The organism is Rhodococcus rhodnii NBRC 100604 (assembly GCF_001894925.1).
In the GTDB taxonomy this organism is placed as follows: Bacteria; Actinomycetota; Actinomycetes; order Mycobacteriales; family Mycobacteriaceae; genus Rhodococcus_F; species Rhodococcus_F rhodnii.
In genome coordinates, this window is record NZ_BCXD01000045.1 from 1 (window position 1) to 14490 (window position 14490).

At 67.3% G+C, this 14490-nt stretch carries 18 protein-coding genes; all 18 read right to left on the bottom strand.

Features of this window, described 5'->3' with window-relative positions; translation table 11 throughout:
• Positions 1 to 300, bottom strand: a 300-nt coding sequence (locus RR1_RS20685; RefSeq protein WP_072713748.1) for an LtfC-like domain-containing protein, incomplete at its 3' end; no start/stop codon positions are given.
• Positions 301 to 312: 12 nt separating this feature from the next.
• Positions 313 to 1365 carry a hypothetical protein gene (locus RR1_RS20690; protein ID WP_010836607.1) on the bottom strand — a complete coding sequence of 351 codons (1053 nt, stop codon included), beginning with the start codon at positions 1363 to 1365 and terminating at the stop codon, positions 313 to 315.
• Positions 1362 to 1688 (bottom strand): putative phage holin, encoded by a 327-nt coding sequence (locus RR1_RS20695; protein WP_010836608.1) that lies wholly within the window; start codon positions 1686 to 1688, stop codon positions 1362 to 1364. The genes RR1_RS20690 and RR1_RS20695 overlap by 4 nt, the downstream gene beginning before the upstream one ends.
• On the bottom strand, positions 1678 to 1890 hold the full coding sequence (locus RR1_RS20700) for a DUF7620 family protein (protein WP_010836609.1): 213 nt from the start codon (positions 1888 to 1890) through the stop codon (positions 1678 to 1680). Before RR1_RS20700 ends, RR1_RS20695 begins: the two co-directional genes overlap by 11 nt.
• A complete protein-coding gene (locus tag RR1_RS20705; protein WP_010836610.1) occupies positions 1887 to 2159 on the bottom strand; it encodes a hypothetical protein in 273 nt (90 codons plus the stop codon). Before RR1_RS20705 ends, RR1_RS20700 begins: the two co-directional genes overlap by 4 nt.
• Positions 2160 to 2188: 29 nt before the next feature.
• On the bottom strand, positions 2189 to 2428 hold the full coding sequence (locus RR1_RS20710) for a hypothetical protein (RefSeq protein ID WP_010836611.1): 240 nt from the start codon (positions 2426 to 2428) through the stop codon (positions 2189 to 2191).
• Positions 2425 to 3327 (bottom strand): glycoside hydrolase family 19 protein, encoded by a 903-nt coding sequence (locus RR1_RS22670; RefSeq protein ID WP_010836612.1) that lies wholly within the window; start codon positions 3325 to 3327, stop codon positions 2425 to 2427. The genes RR1_RS20710 and RR1_RS22670 overlap by 4 nt, the downstream gene beginning before the upstream one ends.
• Positions 3327 to 3836 (bottom strand): NUMOD4 motif-containing HNH endonuclease, encoded by a 510-nt coding sequence (locus RR1_RS20720; RefSeq protein ID WP_010836613.1) that lies wholly within the window; start codon positions 3834 to 3836, stop codon positions 3327 to 3329. The genes RR1_RS22670 and RR1_RS20720 overlap by 1 nt, the downstream gene beginning before the upstream one ends.
• The gene (locus RR1_RS20725; RefSeq protein WP_010836614.1) at positions 3836 to 4372 is read right to left on the bottom strand and encodes a M23 family metallopeptidase; all 537 of its coding nucleotides are present in this window, start codon (positions 4370 to 4372) and stop codon (positions 3836 to 3838) included. The genes RR1_RS20720 and RR1_RS20725 overlap by 1 nt, the downstream gene beginning before the upstream one ends.
• Before the next feature lie 9 nt (positions 4373 to 4381).
• Positions 4382 to 4954 carry a phage gene 29 protein family protein gene (locus tag RR1_RS20730; RefSeq protein WP_010836615.1) on the bottom strand — a complete coding sequence of 191 codons (573 nt, stop codon included), beginning with the start codon at positions 4952 to 4954 and terminating at the stop codon, positions 4382 to 4384.
• Complete coding sequence (locus RR1_RS20735) at positions 4951 to 6633, bottom strand: Gp37-like protein (RefSeq protein ID WP_010836616.1); 1683 nt, start codon at positions 6631 to 6633, stop codon at positions 4951 to 4953. Before RR1_RS20735 ends, RR1_RS20730 begins: the two co-directional genes overlap by 4 nt.
• Positions 6630 to 7574 (bottom strand): hypothetical protein, encoded by a 945-nt coding sequence (locus tag RR1_RS20740; RefSeq protein WP_010836617.1) that lies wholly within the window; start codon positions 7572 to 7574, stop codon positions 6630 to 6632. Before RR1_RS20740 ends, RR1_RS20735 begins: the two co-directional genes overlap by 4 nt.
• Complete coding sequence (locus RR1_RS20745) at positions 7571 to 11938, bottom strand: phage tail tape measure protein (RefSeq protein WP_238558918.1); 4368 nt, start codon at positions 11936 to 11938, stop codon at positions 7571 to 7573. The genes RR1_RS20740 and RR1_RS20745 overlap by 4 nt, the downstream gene beginning before the upstream one ends.
• A 141-nt stretch (positions 11939 to 12079) precedes the next feature.
• Complete coding sequence (locus RR1_RS22175) at positions 12080 to 12454, bottom strand: hypothetical protein (RefSeq protein ID WP_010836619.1); 375 nt, start codon at positions 12452 to 12454, stop codon at positions 12080 to 12082.
• Positions 12455 to 12477: 23 nt separating this feature from the next.
• Positions 12478 to 12903 carry a hypothetical protein gene (locus tag RR1_RS20755; RefSeq protein WP_010836620.1) on the bottom strand — a complete coding sequence of 142 codons (426 nt, stop codon included), beginning with the start codon at positions 12901 to 12903 and terminating at the stop codon, positions 12478 to 12480.
• A 15-nt stretch (positions 12904 to 12918) separates the two neighbouring features.
• Positions 12919 to 13488: a hypothetical protein gene (locus RR1_RS20760; RefSeq protein WP_010836621.1), complete on the bottom strand. Its 570-nt coding sequence runs from the start codon at positions 13486 to 13488 to the stop codon at positions 12919 to 12921.
• A gap of 114 nt (positions 13489 to 13602) precedes the next feature.
• A complete protein-coding gene (locus RR1_RS20765; protein ID WP_010836622.1) occupies positions 13603 to 14055 on the bottom strand; it encodes a hypothetical protein in 453 nt (150 codons plus the stop codon).
• Positions 14056 to 14073: 18 nt separating this feature from the next.
• Positions 14074 to 14490 (bottom strand): HNH endonuclease (locus tag RR1_RS20770; RefSeq protein WP_218017480.1); only part of this gene is annotated, 417 nt, incomplete at its 5' end.

The following is a 14490-nucleotide window of genomic DNA, read 5'->3' on the forward strand; positions in this document are numbered from 1 at the left end:
TCCTGTGAGGATCTCGAGCTCAGTGCTCGGTGACGTGCTCAGGTCGCCGAGCATGAGCCAGAACGGAGTCTGCGGTTTCACTTGGGCGACAGCCTCGGATTCGATCTTGAGCGTCGCGACGCCACCGTTGATTGTGAAGTCCCAACGCGTCTGCGGTCCGCTTGCACGCCCGATCAAGAAGTACAGCTCCGCGGCGGACGGGAAGTCGCTGCCATCCGAGAACTCATACGAGACGGTGAAATCGCCCACAGTCGGCAGGTTCAAGTTGCCGGTCGGCGTGGGCCTGCGGATATCGGTCATGCACTCGACCTCTCACGATTTCGACACGGCGACCCACGGGATCATCGTGTAGTTGTACTGGATCGACGACTCCGAAATCGACGCTGGCATCGAAGACTGGCCGGTGATGTACGCGCACTGCGCGAGGGGGAACTCGCCGCCCGACTGCCCGATGCCGACCTGTGGGACGGCGGCTATCCGGCGGCACGCGGACAGTATGCCCGGCCGCTGCAGCTGAGCTACCGCGACGAGGTGGCCGGGCAAGAGTTCCTCGGTCGCGGTTGATGCGAAGCTGTACTCCATCGCCTGCGACGACAGGGTGTTCTTCAGATCGCCGGACGCCCATACGAGGTCGAGCTGGTTGTTGTTGGTCGGGTCCACGACGTAGAGACCGATGTACCAGTAGTCGAGGGTCGAGAACCATCCGGACGCGTGGCCGGTGATCATCTTCACTCGGTCGATCGTCATCTTCCGGTCGACGCGAATGAACGTCAGGTCGAGCACCTGATTGCCCGGTAGGTACGTCGGCATCTCGGTGGTGATTCTGTGGGAGTGGCTGCCGAGCTGCTCGCTCTGTGTCGAGGACGAGGTTCCTGGATTCGCGATACCGTGCGTGTGGCCACCGAGGTACTCGCTCGCGGTCGAAGACGTCGGCACCGGCTGCAGCAGCACTCTCGGGAAGCTCGGAATGTCGTTGCCGTGCAGGGAATCGAAGATCGGCGTCGTGACCTCCGTGACCATATTCTCAGTGATGTCCGAGATGTCCTGGAGCGCTCCCTCGACCACCGTCGTCGTGTCCTCCACCTGCCCCTTGAGCCCGAGCATGTACTCGGCTAGTCCGATGATCGTGGTCGCCGTTCCCTGCGTGATCGCGCCGACGATGTTCGTGATCACCTGCGCGATACCGCCGGTGAACCCGGCGAGGACGTGCGTCACGAACCGCGACCAGAACGAGCCCTCGAACTTCGACTGGAACGGCGCCCGGTACTGCTGCTTCCAGTCCTCTTCGTCCTTCGCGAGGTTCGCGGCGAGCCCGTCGAGCGCGTTCAACGCACCGTCCGGGAACCCGCCATCCGGCGCCGTCACCGGTCAACCTCGTCGGTCTCGTCGCGCCGCCGGTCCTCCTGCTGCATCCGCCACAGCGACACGATCATCGGGATGAACGCGAGGAATCCGAGCGTGTAGATGATCAGTCGGATCACGTGCCGTCCGGGATACTCCTGCGACCACCACACCGCGAGCGTGTTCTGCAGGAGGACGAACGCCATGATCCCCGTCTTCGCGCCGTAGATCTTCCCGATCCTGTTGCGCCAGAACGGGCTACGACACAGGTAGAGGAGCGCGAACACGGTCGCGGCCACCGCGAGCAGCAGCAGCATCACATCCGGGACGACCCGATCAACCGTCATGCCGACCTCCCCACGCTTCCTCGAGCTTCCTCGTCCACCCGTTCTCCTCGATCTCGTCACGCAACCGTCGAGTCAGTTCCGCGGCGTGAGCGTCGAGACGTTCCGCCTCACGCGCCCGGGCACGGGCACGGGCGATCCCCGCCCGCGCTTCCTCGTTGATCCGCTCGGCCCGCTCCACCTGCTTCGTCCACGGCCACCTCACGACGACCCCTGGCGGTCCTTGTCGGCGAGCTGGTTGATCGTCTCGATGCCGTGCACCGACGCCTCACCGGTGACGGTGAACCTCGCGACGGTCTGCGTGAGTGACTGGATCGTCTTCGCGTCCTCCGCTTCCCGTGCCTGCGAATGATCGCGGGCCTGCTCGAGGAGCCGCACGATCGTGCGGTGTGCGGGCCCGAACACGACCCACTCGTTCTTCAGCGCGAGCAGCAGGAGGAAGAAGATGAGCACGACGAGGCCGACCACCCCCATATCCGAGAGGGTGGCCGGCGAAGGGATCGTCACTCGGCCACGGAGTGACGGCCGTCCCCGTCGCCGCCGACCAGGATCGGTGCTGCGGCCTTCGCGTACACGAGGATCGGGTTCAGCACGAGCAGCGCGGCCGTCGCGTACGCGCCGACCTGCACGAGCGGGCCGTCCGTGAACGTCGCGACTGCGAGCGTGCACAGTGCGACGACCGATGTGAGCGCGGCGACGAGCGCCTTCGCGACCTGTCCGGGCGTGTATCCGAGAATGGTCATGCCTTCTTCTCCTTCAGGAGTGCGAGGATCTCGGCCTGCTGGGCGAGGATCTGCTCGTTCTGCCGGATCGTGTGCGCGATGGCGTCGACGAGCGTGCGGCGCGGGGCCTCGGAGTCGGGACCGTCGCCGAGCTGGTCCCAGCCCTGGAAGCTGAGTCCATCGCGTGTCGGTCCGCCGAGCTGCACGAGGATCGCGGCGATCGCTTCGACGGCGTACCGGTCGCGGGAGCCGTCTGTCTCGGCGGCGCGGCCGAGGATCGGCCATCCCTTGCCGGCGGGGCCGGTCAGTTGGTCCTTCACCTGGTTCGCGATTTCACCCATCAGGTCTGTCTCCTGGTTCGTGTCGGGGAGTAGTGCCGCGCCGATCGCGAGGCACCGGTCGTAGCGGGCCTGCCGGTCAGGCATCCCATTCGGTGTGGTCACCCAGCCGTTCACGCACCGGGAGACGTTCAAGAGGTTGCCCTGGTCCGCGAACGCGTTGATCTCGCCCGGCCGCGGGCCGCCGTTGAGCCAGTACCAGCTCGCGGCGAGGAACCCCCACCGCGGCTGCTCGACGAGTTCGGGCTGGTTGACGAAAAGCTCCGAGTCGCTTGCGTACCCGCGGTCGCGGCACCACTGCCCGAACCGCCGGTAGTTCGACGACCAGGTGAGTTGGATGGGCCCGCGACCGCGATAACGGATTCGGTCCCACGTCCAGCCCGGTCCGTTCGTCTGGATCTCGGCCATGTAGCGCAGCCCCGCGGACTCGTGTCCAATCTGGCTGCACCACGCGGCCGCGCGCCGCGGCGTCGTGATTTCGGCCGCCCGCATCGCCTCCTCGAAGTGCGGGAGGTACGCCTCGAGGGTGCCCTGCGATACGTAGGTCTCCTGCATCGCTGCGCGAAGTGTCTGTGCGTCCATCACGCTGCCCTACTTCCGTCTTTCCGGGCCTTCGCGCAAGCTCTGCAATCACGGTTGCCATCGGGACGGATGTAGGTGTTCATCCCGTCGAATGGGTGCCCCCACTTGCACTCCGACTTCCTTGAGTTCCGGTGCGTGCCGTGTTCGAGCATGTCTGCCACGTTCTCGGCATGTGTGCCGTACGCGAGGTTCTCGACCCGGTTGTTGGCCGGATTCCCGTCGAGATGACGAACCTCGTTTCGCCCCTCCGGCTGCTCGCCAACGAACGCTTCGAGCACGAGGCGATGCACGAATCTCGGCGTGCGAACTCCATTGCGGTGCAGCTTCAGCCAGAGGTGCCCTCCGTTCACATGGGCCGACACCTTCCGAACCTTCGCAGGGACCGTGCGCGAGGAGGTCGGCGTCCTGCCTCCTCTGACGACACGCTCCACTGTCCGCACCCTGCCGATGCTCGACACTTCATACAGGCCCTCGTATCCCAGAACGGGCTTCCAGATTTCCGCGTCCATCACGCCTCCCTCGGTCCGGTGAGTTGTTCGAGGATCGGCAGCCACGCCTCGTCCGCGTCTTCGTCCACCGGGGCTGCGACTGGTGTCGTCGGCCGCGGCGCTTCCCCCGGCCAGCGTGCGCCGGCCAGCCACGGCTGCGGATCGAGGCGATTCGGTCCCGGCTGCGACCACACCGAGCGGTGCACCTCGAAATGCAGGTGCGGCGCGACACCGCCATTCGTGTTCGAGTCCGGGTTGATCCGCGCGATCCGCTGCCCCGCCTCGACACGCTGACCCAGCCGCACCTCCGGGATGACGTGCCCGTACACCGTCGTCCCCGAGCCGTCCGCCGTTGGGTGATCCACGACGACCCACTGACCGAACCCCGACGCCGGACCGACCATCACGACCGTGCCGCCCTGCGCCGCGAACACGGGGTGTCCGCCGCTGCCGCCGTCGCGCCCGAAGTCGGTGCCCCAGTGCGTGGTTCCCCACCGGGCTCCGAAGCCGCTCGTCACGTAGAAGCCGCGGGCGACGGGAAGGAATCGAGTCGACATCGTGTGCTCCTAGAGTCCGAGGTGGTTAGCGATGCGGTCGGCGATGTCGTGGTCGACGAATCCGTCACGTGACGTTTCGATCCCGAACTCCCGACACACCTCGACCGCGCGATCCGGTTCGATGCGGAGGCGTTCGGCGAGGTCCGAAACACGCAGCCGCGTCTCTTCGACCGGTGGGAGACCGAGTTTCTCGTCGAGGACGGTGCGGATCGCGATCCTGTCGGCGTGCGACAGCTTGTCGAGGGAATCGGCGACGGACCGGCGCGGCGGCTCGGGCTCGTCGACGTCGATCCACTTCCCCGCGGCCGTCCACCGGTTCAGGATGTTGTCGCGGGTCGCCGCGTACTTCACGACCGGATCAGCGGCGAGACGGGCGCCGCACTGCCACATGCGGAACGAGATCATCTCCCACATCTCCGGCACGGTGATCAGCGGTGCACCCATCACGCCGGGCAGTGCCGTGAACATCCACAGGAACATCTGTCGCGGGTTCTCGAGGTCGCAGTTCTCCCGGGTCGGGATACCCTGCCCCTGCCACGGCTCCCACTCGTCGAATCCGTCGAGTCCCTGAATCTGTGTCACAGCACTCCTAGATCATGGACGGCCCCGAACGCGACCTCGAGCATCCCGGTCAGTTGCTCGACCGGGTCCTGTAGGCCGCGTTCGTCACCGAACGTCGGCGTCCATCCCCACGGCTTCTGCCGGTCCCACGAGAGGTTCAGCTTCGACATGCGGCGGATGAAGATGCGGCCAGTCGGATCGCCGGGGATTCGGCCGAGACCTCCACGGTCACCGAGGAACACGTGCCCTTGCCCCTGGTCGCCGATGAGGAACGGTGCACCATCGGTGACGTCCATCTCGAACGTCTCGAACCGCCTGGTAGCCCACGCCGCCTGACGGAGCACCATGATCGAGTTCAACGTGTAGGCGCGTCCGGACGACTGCTGGAAGTACTCGAACAACCTGACCCAGCCGTGTGTCTGAGCGCGGGAGAGGATCTTCACCGCGATCCACGCCAGCAGCGTGTCCTCGTAGAACGGTCGCAGTACCGTGTCGACGGAGCCGCCGATCGACCCGATCTGGGCGAGGTTTCCGAGGATGTCGCCGAGCGCCTGGATGCCGGCGGAGATCAGTTCGTTCACTCCCGGCGCGGAGTGGCCGCCCGTCAGCAGCTGCACGTACCGGCCCATCGTCTGCTTCACGCGGAAGTTTGGGCCGCGGCCCTGCTCGTCGCACAACCACACCGCGAACGGGAGTTCCTTGCGGGTGAGCCGGTTCCCGGGCTGGTAGTACTCGGCGGGGATGCTCTGGTCGGTGACGATCGCTGCCGTCGAATCGAGAAGGTCCTCGGTGAGTTCCGCGAACGTGCGGGCGAGACCATCGAAGATGGTGCCGCCGTTCGATGTCCCCGTGTACGAGCCGGACTTGTCCTCGAACGACACGACGAGGGCGCCGTGCTTGAGGTTCGCGCCCGGCCACGGCGGCGGGTCTCCCGCGAGGTGGCGGCGGAGGACGGGCGTGATCTCGGCGTCCCGCATCATCGGCGCCGCCATGTCGTGCCAGTTCTTCCACCGTGACGACGCGATCCCCCACAGGGCGCCCGAGGCCATCGACTGCATGAACGACAGCGGCTTCACGACGATCGACCACTGCGACTGGTCCAGGTTGAACCATGTCGACGGGTCGAGCGGGTCGTCGGGGATCGCCCACAGCGACAAGTTCTCGCGCAGCAACTGCAGATGCAGGGTGGTGCCGAGGACCCACGGGACGGGCCCGGCGAGGATGAACGTTCGCGGGAGCTGTGCGGCCGCCGGCAGGACCGGGTTCGACCACACGTGGTAGCTCTTCAGGAGCTCGTACGACGACGTGAACGTGCACGTGAGGACCTGGGCGCCCTGATCGTTCGGGGCGAGAGTGACGTCCGCGAGGAGCCCGTCGATGCGTGCCCCGGTGTAGTCGATGGTGACGATGACGTTCTGCTTCTCACCGCGTTCGATGCGGCCCCACGTGTCCCACATCCACTGCCCGACCGGGTGATCGAACGGCAGGTCGACCTGGATCGGGCCGGTGTCGCCGTCGACGAGCGTCGCGTCGACGCCGTACTCGCAGGCGACGACGTGCTGCAGCCGCATGTCACCGTCCCACAGGCGCATGAGCGGAGGGACCTGACGGAGGTTCTGCTCGCGCTGCCACGCCTGCCTGGTCGCTTCCCAGATCGCCTCGCACTGCTCTTCGAGGGTGAGGTCGAAGTCGATGCTCACTGCTCACCTCCGATCGGCTTCCGCCACCGCCGCGGCTGCACCAGTTGGCACCGGGCCCCGCCAGCTGGTGCTCCCGTGACGGACACGGGGAGTTCGGTTTCCGGCGTCCACGGCGGGATCAGCCACGTGAAGTAGCGGCCGGGCACAGGCATCCTGGCGAGGAGGTTCGTGTCGTGCGCGTCCCGGACCATCAGGTTTCTGGTCAGGTCCAGGTCGACGACCGCGCCGCCCTCGACAGCGCCGAGCGGCGGCATCAGGATCTTGCGGGTCGAGTCGTCGCGTCCGGTGAGCTTGTCGACGCCGGGGGCACGTGCGCCGCGGGGACCCGCCCACGACACGTCCGGTAGCGTCCACGTGCCTCGGGTCAGGATCCACTTCTGCCGCATCGGCACATCGGTCGGGTTCGACACGACGATCGTCCCCGACCCCGAGGCGTCGGTCGTTTCCCACGAGGTGACGACGTCCGGCTCGTACCAGTACGGCTGCCCGGCCCGCAGCGGCAGGATCGGGTTGCCGTAGTCGATCGACGCCGGGTCGACACCGGGGTCGAAGTCCGGCGCCTCGTGCAGCTGCACGTCGAGCCGGCGGGCACCCGACCGCTGTGAGATGACCTCGATGCACGCGAGCCGAGCATCGTGGTCCCACCGGTCGGGCTTGTAGTCGAACGCGTTCCGGAACTCCGAGTACACGTCGTCGAACGGACGATGCCGATGCCCTTTGACGTGGAACCCGAACGACAGGTCCCGCCACTCGTTCACCTCGCGATGGAAGGTGCCGCCGTCCTGCTGCGCCTGCGAATCCCAATCCGTGCGGACGGGCGCATCGAACAGGCCCTTGACCTGATCCTCCGGGATGAACACGTCACCGTCGTCGTCCGGGCCCATCGGCCAGAACGACCCGTCGCAGCCGTGAATGTTGATGATCGTGCCGCGACGGGTCATGTGCGTGGCCTCCCGTTGAACCGCATCATCTGCCTCGACTGGATCGCGTTCATCTCCCGGAAGAACTTCTTCCCGTCGTTGACCACCGGATTGTTGACGTGGATCGAGAAGTCGCCGCCCGACATCTGCGAGGTGAGCGCGGCCATGTCGACGCCGCCACGCGATGCCCGCAGTGCGGCGAGTTCCGCGAGATCGCGGTCGTGCTGCCGCCGCTGCGCACCGGTGAGGACCCACTCCTCCTCACCGGACAGGTTCAGCCCAGCGACACCATGCGGCAGCGGTCCACCGGTGTCGCGCAACACCATCGGCACCTGCAGCGTCTTCAGCAGTTCCTCGATCCAGTCCTGCGTTCCCGGCGTGACAGGCCCCTGCTTCGCCAGTTCGTCCCGTGTGAACGAGGGGGCACCCTGCTTCGCGAGATCGGCCTGCTGCTGCTGCAGTTCCGTCGCCAGCTTCAGTGACGCACCCACCGCACCGAGCTGCCCGTCGAGCCCGACGATGCCGAGGGCATCCTCGATCTGACCGGACACCGCGGACCCGACCGCGTCACCGAACCGGTCCGCGATGTTCGCGGACACCGACTCCTTCTCGCCGCGTCCACCCTTCGCGAGGGTGTCCTCGGCCTTCTGCAGGTTGTCGTCCGCTTCCTGCCGGTCGGTCGGGGTGCTGTCCGGATCCGCATACACCTCGTTGCGGCGTTCCCGAGCACGGATCACCGCACGCTCGAGATCACGCTGCTCGAGGTCGGCGTCGGAGTAGCGGGCCGAGAGCCCCGGAGCGTCCGGCGCCGGGCCGCCCGACGACGGGGAGCCCTTCCGCTGCTCGAGTTCCCGAACCTTCAGCTCGGCCTGCTGCAGCCGCACCTTCGACTGCTCGAGGTCGCCGGGCGTCTTCTTGCCCTCGTCGAACCCTGCCTGCGTCTTCGACAGGTCCTCCGTCGCCTTCAGCAGCGCTGCCTGCGCGGCCTTCAGGTCGAGTTCGTCCTTCTCCGTCCACGACGATGCTGCAGCACCCCCGTAGCCCGAGGAGCCGCCCACGAACGGCGGGTTGAACGCGCCACCCGGCAGGTGGTAGCGGTTCTCGAACTGTGCATCGTCCGCGCCCGCAGCACCGGCACCGTAGATGACACCGTTGCTTCCGGACTCGAACGGGACACCGGCCAGAGTGCCCGCCATGTGCGAGTACTGGCCGCCGCCGCCGTTGTGCACACCGATCGACAGATCGTCCGGGCCACCGAGACCGGGCAGGAACCCGAGCGCAGCGAAGTCGCTCTCGGTGGTGAACCACCGCTGCCCCGGGTCCTTCCCCGTGAGGAGGGCGTACGCGAACGACACCAGACCTGAGCAGTCGAACGACGGGTTCCCGACGCCGCCGTACTGGTACGGCTTCCCCGACTGTGCCCGCAGCTGCTGCTCGGTGCGGTCGACCGCGAGACGACCACCCGTCTCGAAGCCGGGCAGCTTCGGGAAGATGCCGGCGTTGATCATCGCGAGCTCACGGTCGTACTCCTGGGAGGCGTCCGCGTTGATGACCCACTCTTTGCCGTTGACCTTGGCGATCGGGGTGCCGTTGGGCAGGACGGCGAAGATGTCGTCGGTCGCCGACCGCGCCGGCATGCGGCCGCCCGCCGCGTACCCGGGTAGCCGCCCGCCCGCTTCGTTCCCGCCGATCGGCATGGGGCCCTGGATGTTCGCGGCCCCGAAGTACGCTGCGCGCGCTGCAGGATCACCCTGGGAGCGGAACGTGACCGTCGCATCCTTGCCAGGGATGTTCTTGTCGATGACCGCCTGAATCTGCTTCAGGACTTCCTCGTTCGGCGCCGACAACCGGACGATCCCCGGCTTCCCGTCTACCTTGTCGACCTCGACCCCAACCTGCTCGAGCTCAAGGAGTGCGGCATCTGTGAGTGCATCGATCGGGATGTCGACGGGCTGCCCCGTCGTCTGCAGCATCGACCCGATGACCGCCAACTGGCCCTCGACAGTCTCCACCCCTTCGAGGGACGCGAGCATCGTGATCCGATCCGGGACCAGACCGGCCTCGATCGCCATCTGCCGGATCTGATCGATACTGAGCCCGGTCGCCTCGGCGAGCTGCGCGAACTGCTCCTCGTTCGACGCCCAGATCGGCGCCATGTCCGCGCCCGCGACAGCAGCGTTGATCGTCGAGTCCCGGATCCCGTCGAGAGCCTGCTTGAGCCGGTCACCGTTCGCTGTCGCGGTGTTGACCGAGCCGTCCTCGTTGCGGAGCTCGAGCGCCCACCCCTGCGACGCGTCCCACGCCTCCTGGGTCGCGGCCGCGGTCTCCCGGACCTGCGCGTGGTACTGCTGCAACGCATCCGACAGGGCAACGGGCTTGCCGGCGAGGATGTCGAGCGCGACCTTCATCGCGTTCACCTGATCCGACGCCGACGCCGACTCGTCCGCGAGAGTCTTCACCGCCTCGTTCAGCGAGAAGAACCCTGGCGTCGCGTTCTTCGCGACCTCGTTGAGGTCCTGCACCTGGCCACGGATCTCGCTCAGCTTCTCCGCAGCGAAGTCTCCGCCCTCACCCGAGGCGCGCAGCTTCCGCTCGAACTGCGCCCACGTCTCGTCGTCGGCGCCCGTCTTCTGCGCGATCTGCTCCGACGTGAGCCCGGTCTTCTCGATCGCCTCCTGCGCCTGGCGGTTCGCGAGCGCGATCTCGTCCATCGACTTCGAGATGTCGTCGCTCGCGCCACGCCACGGCATCACGATGTCGCCGATGACGTCCGTCATCACGTTGTTCCACTTTGCGTCGTTCGCGGCGGCCTCACCGAACGCCGTCGACACAAGGTTGACCTGCTCGGCGATGTTCGCGATCGCCTGCTCGTCGTACGCGCCCTGGTTCAGCGAGAAGATGTCGCCGAGTGCCGACTGCGTCGACCGGATCTTCTGCAGGGCAGCGTCGTACGCCTCGGCGTGTGCCTTCGCTTGCTGCACGTTCGTCGCCCACGACCCGACCGCGACCGCGGCCGCCGCGAGACCCAACGTCCAGGCGCCGCCGAGGGCACTGACGACGGCGCTACCCGCCGAACGGAGCCCCGACAGTGCGCCGCGCGCACCACCGGCACTGTCGGCGAGCGTCAGCATCGACCCACGCAACACACCGACCGGGCGATCCGCTGCTGCCGCGTACTCGCGGGTCAACCGCACCTCGGCGCCGAACGACCGCATCGCGGCGCTCCCCGACCGGGCCGCCGACGTGAGACCTCCACCGAGCGCGTTGACCGTCCCGTTCAGACCGGTGATGCGCAGCGCCAGCAGCGACGCCGTCAGCGCCTGCACCGGCCCCGGCAGGTCCATGAAGAACCCACCGACAGCGGCCGCAGCATCGGCGGCCGTCTTGAACCCGGACACGATCCCATCCGTAGCGCCACTGAGCTTGTCAGCGGCGCCACGCGCGAACGACTCCATCGGGCCGTCGATCAAGTCGTACAGGCCGAGCGCGAGTTCCTCGGCCGAGTTCACGACCGACTCCATCGCACCGGGCAGACCCTTGGTCTTCGCTGCCGCGACCTCGGCCGCCGAACCCTGCCGGTTGATGGCGCCGACCATCGAATCGAACCCGGTCTGCCCCTGCTCGGCAGCGATACCTGCCAGACGCATCGCGTCCGACCCGAAAAGCGTTGCGGTCGCGGCCTGATACATCTCCGGCGTCATGTTCGCCGACGCTTCCTGCAGCTGCCCGAACAGCGCCGACAGGCCGACGAACTTCCCTTCCGTGTCGTACACGGTCAGGCCGAGCTGTTCGATCGCGCCCTGCGCCGGGTTGCCCTGATCGGTGAGCGAGAGCAGCGCCGCCTTCAGCAGCGTGCCCGCATCCGAACCCTGGATGCCGGCGTTGGCGAACATCGCGAGCGCCGCCGACGTGTCCTCGATCGACAGGCCGAACTGGTTCGCGACGGTGCCCGACTGCTGAAGGCCCTGCGCGATGCCACCGATCTCCGCCGACGACGCGTTCGCCGCGTTCGCGAGGATGTCCGCCGTCTTCGCCGCATAGTCCGCGTTCAGGCCGAACGACTGCAGCGCCTGCGACTGGATCGTCGCGGCCGACGCCGCATCGATCTGGGCGGCCGCCGCCAACTGCAGAGTGCCCTTCGCGGCAGCCATCGACTGCTCGACAGTGAACCCGCCCTTCGCGAGCTCCGTCATCGCCGCGGCAGCATCGGACGCCGATGTCCCCGGCAGGCTGATGTCGTTGCCGAGCGCCCGCGCACGGTCGGAGACGGCCTGCATCTGCGCCGCGGTCGCCGACGACACGGCCTGCATCTCGTTCATCGTCGCCGTGAAGTCGTTGCCGATCGCGATGACCTTCTGGAACGCCATACCGGCGCCCACCGACACACCGAGAGCGGCACCGATCTTCCCCGCCGTGCCAACCGCACCTCGCAGCCCGGACTCGAGCCTCGTGTCGAAGCCCCGCACGTCAGGTGCGACCTCGATGTCAATCCTGCCGCCGGCCACCGCCCACCTCCGATCAGGTTGCTATGCGCCCCATCCCATGAGGCGGGCGAGTTCACGAGCCGACGTGACCTTGACGTCCTTCGGCTTCTCCGGGATCGCGTGCTTCTCGAGCTCCGCGTGGTACCGCTTCACGAGTTCGACCATGCGTATCGGTTCTCGTTGCGCGACCGGCCGCAGCAGCGGCGCCGGAGGCGGCTTGACCTTGGACTTCTTGCGGCGTGCCTGCGCCGCCTTCACGTCGGGGTCGTCCGGGTCGGTGATCCACGAGCTGTACTCGCTGTTGAGGTAGAAGTCGTCGCGGTCGACGAGCATCGCGACGTTCTCCGAGTCCCGGATCTCCTGGGCACGCCACTCCGCGGCCTGCTCGAGAAGATGCGCGACGTCGCGCCACGGCATTTCGTGGAGCGCGTCGCGGAGGTTCAGCTGGTAGTAGCGCCGGAACCCGGCGACGGCCGCGCCCCAGCCATCCCCGCGAAAGAGGTAGGCAAAGGCGCGAGGAGTTCCCCCTCTGTGAGGGTGGACATGACGAAGAGGCGGTTGAGGACCTTCGCGGCGTGCGCGGACGCCATCGCCCCGATCTTCTCCCACAGGGCGGGCCCGGCGGCGCCGGCGATGAGGTCTAGAGCGGCCGGGAAGTCTTTCCGCTCCACCAGGGCGAGGAAGGTCACTGCTTCCTCGCCGGTGTACGAGCGGCGGATGTCGGCGTCGACGCCGAGGAGGGTGACGAGTTCGGGTTCCTGCTCGTCGGTGGCGAGTTCGGCGAGGAGGTCGAAGCGGTCCTCCGCGGGCTCGACCGTCTTCGGTCGAGCCGCGCGGGGGGCCGTCTTCTTCGGGTTGGTAGGCATCAGGAGGCTCTCCGATCAGGCTTCGAGGGGATTCCAGCTGGTGACGGGGACGACCTTGTCGAGGCAGAGGACCTCGAACTCGAACCCGTCGAGGGTTTCGCCACCGAACACGCGGGGCGGCGGCGTCGCGAGGGTGACTCGCTTGCAGAAGAACCCGGACGTGTCGTCCTCGTCGCGGAGCAGCAGGAGCAGCGCGAACTCTTCGTCGTCGCCCGGCTCCCACTGGAAGTACTGGTTCGGTGCGGTGCCGACCTCGGTGATCGTGCCGCCCTGCAGCGCGGTGAGCGCTGTCGCCACGGAGTAGTCGACGGCACGGAACTTGAACCGGTCCTCGCGGACACCCTTGACGAGCTTGTAGGTCGCCGAGCGTCGGTTCCACACGGGCAGCGGGGTGAGGTCCTGCGTCGGGTTCAGCTCGAAACCGGCCTCGATGCCGCCGAACGGGTCCCACGTCACGCCGGGCGTGCTGCCGGTGACGGGCGCGTTCGCGAACGGGTCGGTGGGGATTGCGGTGCCGGCGGGTGCACGGTAGACGTCACCGTCCAGCCAGACGAACGCCTTCTCGGGATTCGCGTGAGTGCTCACGGGGATACCTCCTGGGTGGGCTCACGGGTGTGAGCATTCATGGGGAGCTCCACCGCCCGGCGTGCCTACCAGGGCACCGGGCGGTGGAGCGTTCAGGGAAGCCACCGAGGGTGGCTATCGTGCGGGCTTCTCCCGCAGCTTCAACTCGACGGCGATGAACGCCCGGTACAGCGGACTGTCGACGCCGCGCTTCACGTCCGGGTCGGGGACGACCGGGCCGGTCTTCCACTCCCCCGACCACACCGACTCACGGAAACGGACGTTGCGGGCCCGCCCGATCAGTTGGCCGGCCAAGGCTGCGATGTTCCATGCTTCCTCGTCCGGGTCGAGAGGGGACTTCGTGATCTTCACCGGCGGCACCCACGCGTTGATCACGAGCATCGGGCGCCGCAGCATCGGGTCCACGCCGACGTTCCCGGGGACACGGATCGTGACGCACGGCGACCGCAACGGGTCCGGGAGCTCCCGCGTCGTCACGTTCGCGGCGTCGACGAGCACCGTGAAATCCGGGTTGCCGATGAGGAACTCGCGCAGCGCACCCGGCGCGAACGGGACCGGTGCGTTCACGTGGCACCTCCTCCCGTTCTATCTGGCCCGGATCAGCTCCAGGTCAGAATCTTTGATCGGCCAGAGCGAACTCTTGCGTCGATTGCAGAGCGCGCATGCGGGCCGAAGATTGGAGAGCATGTGCCACCCGCCAGCCTTGATCGGCTTCACGTGGTCGATATGCTCCGCGGCGTCGCCACAGATCCAGCACCGACCACCGAAGTAGGAGATCCTGCTCTGCAGCTGTTCGATAGTGAAAGGGACGGTCCGAGAGCGGACAATGGACTGCCGCTTCTTGACCTGCTCCCGCATTCGAGGTTCGTAGACGCGGTTGTACGCCGTGATCCGGTCTCTGTTCGCCGCCCGCCACGCGGCCATCAAATGTCGATCTCGGATCCGCCGCGCGCGCAGGCATGACCTGCAGCGGTCCTGCAGTCCGCCTCGATCGCGGCTAAC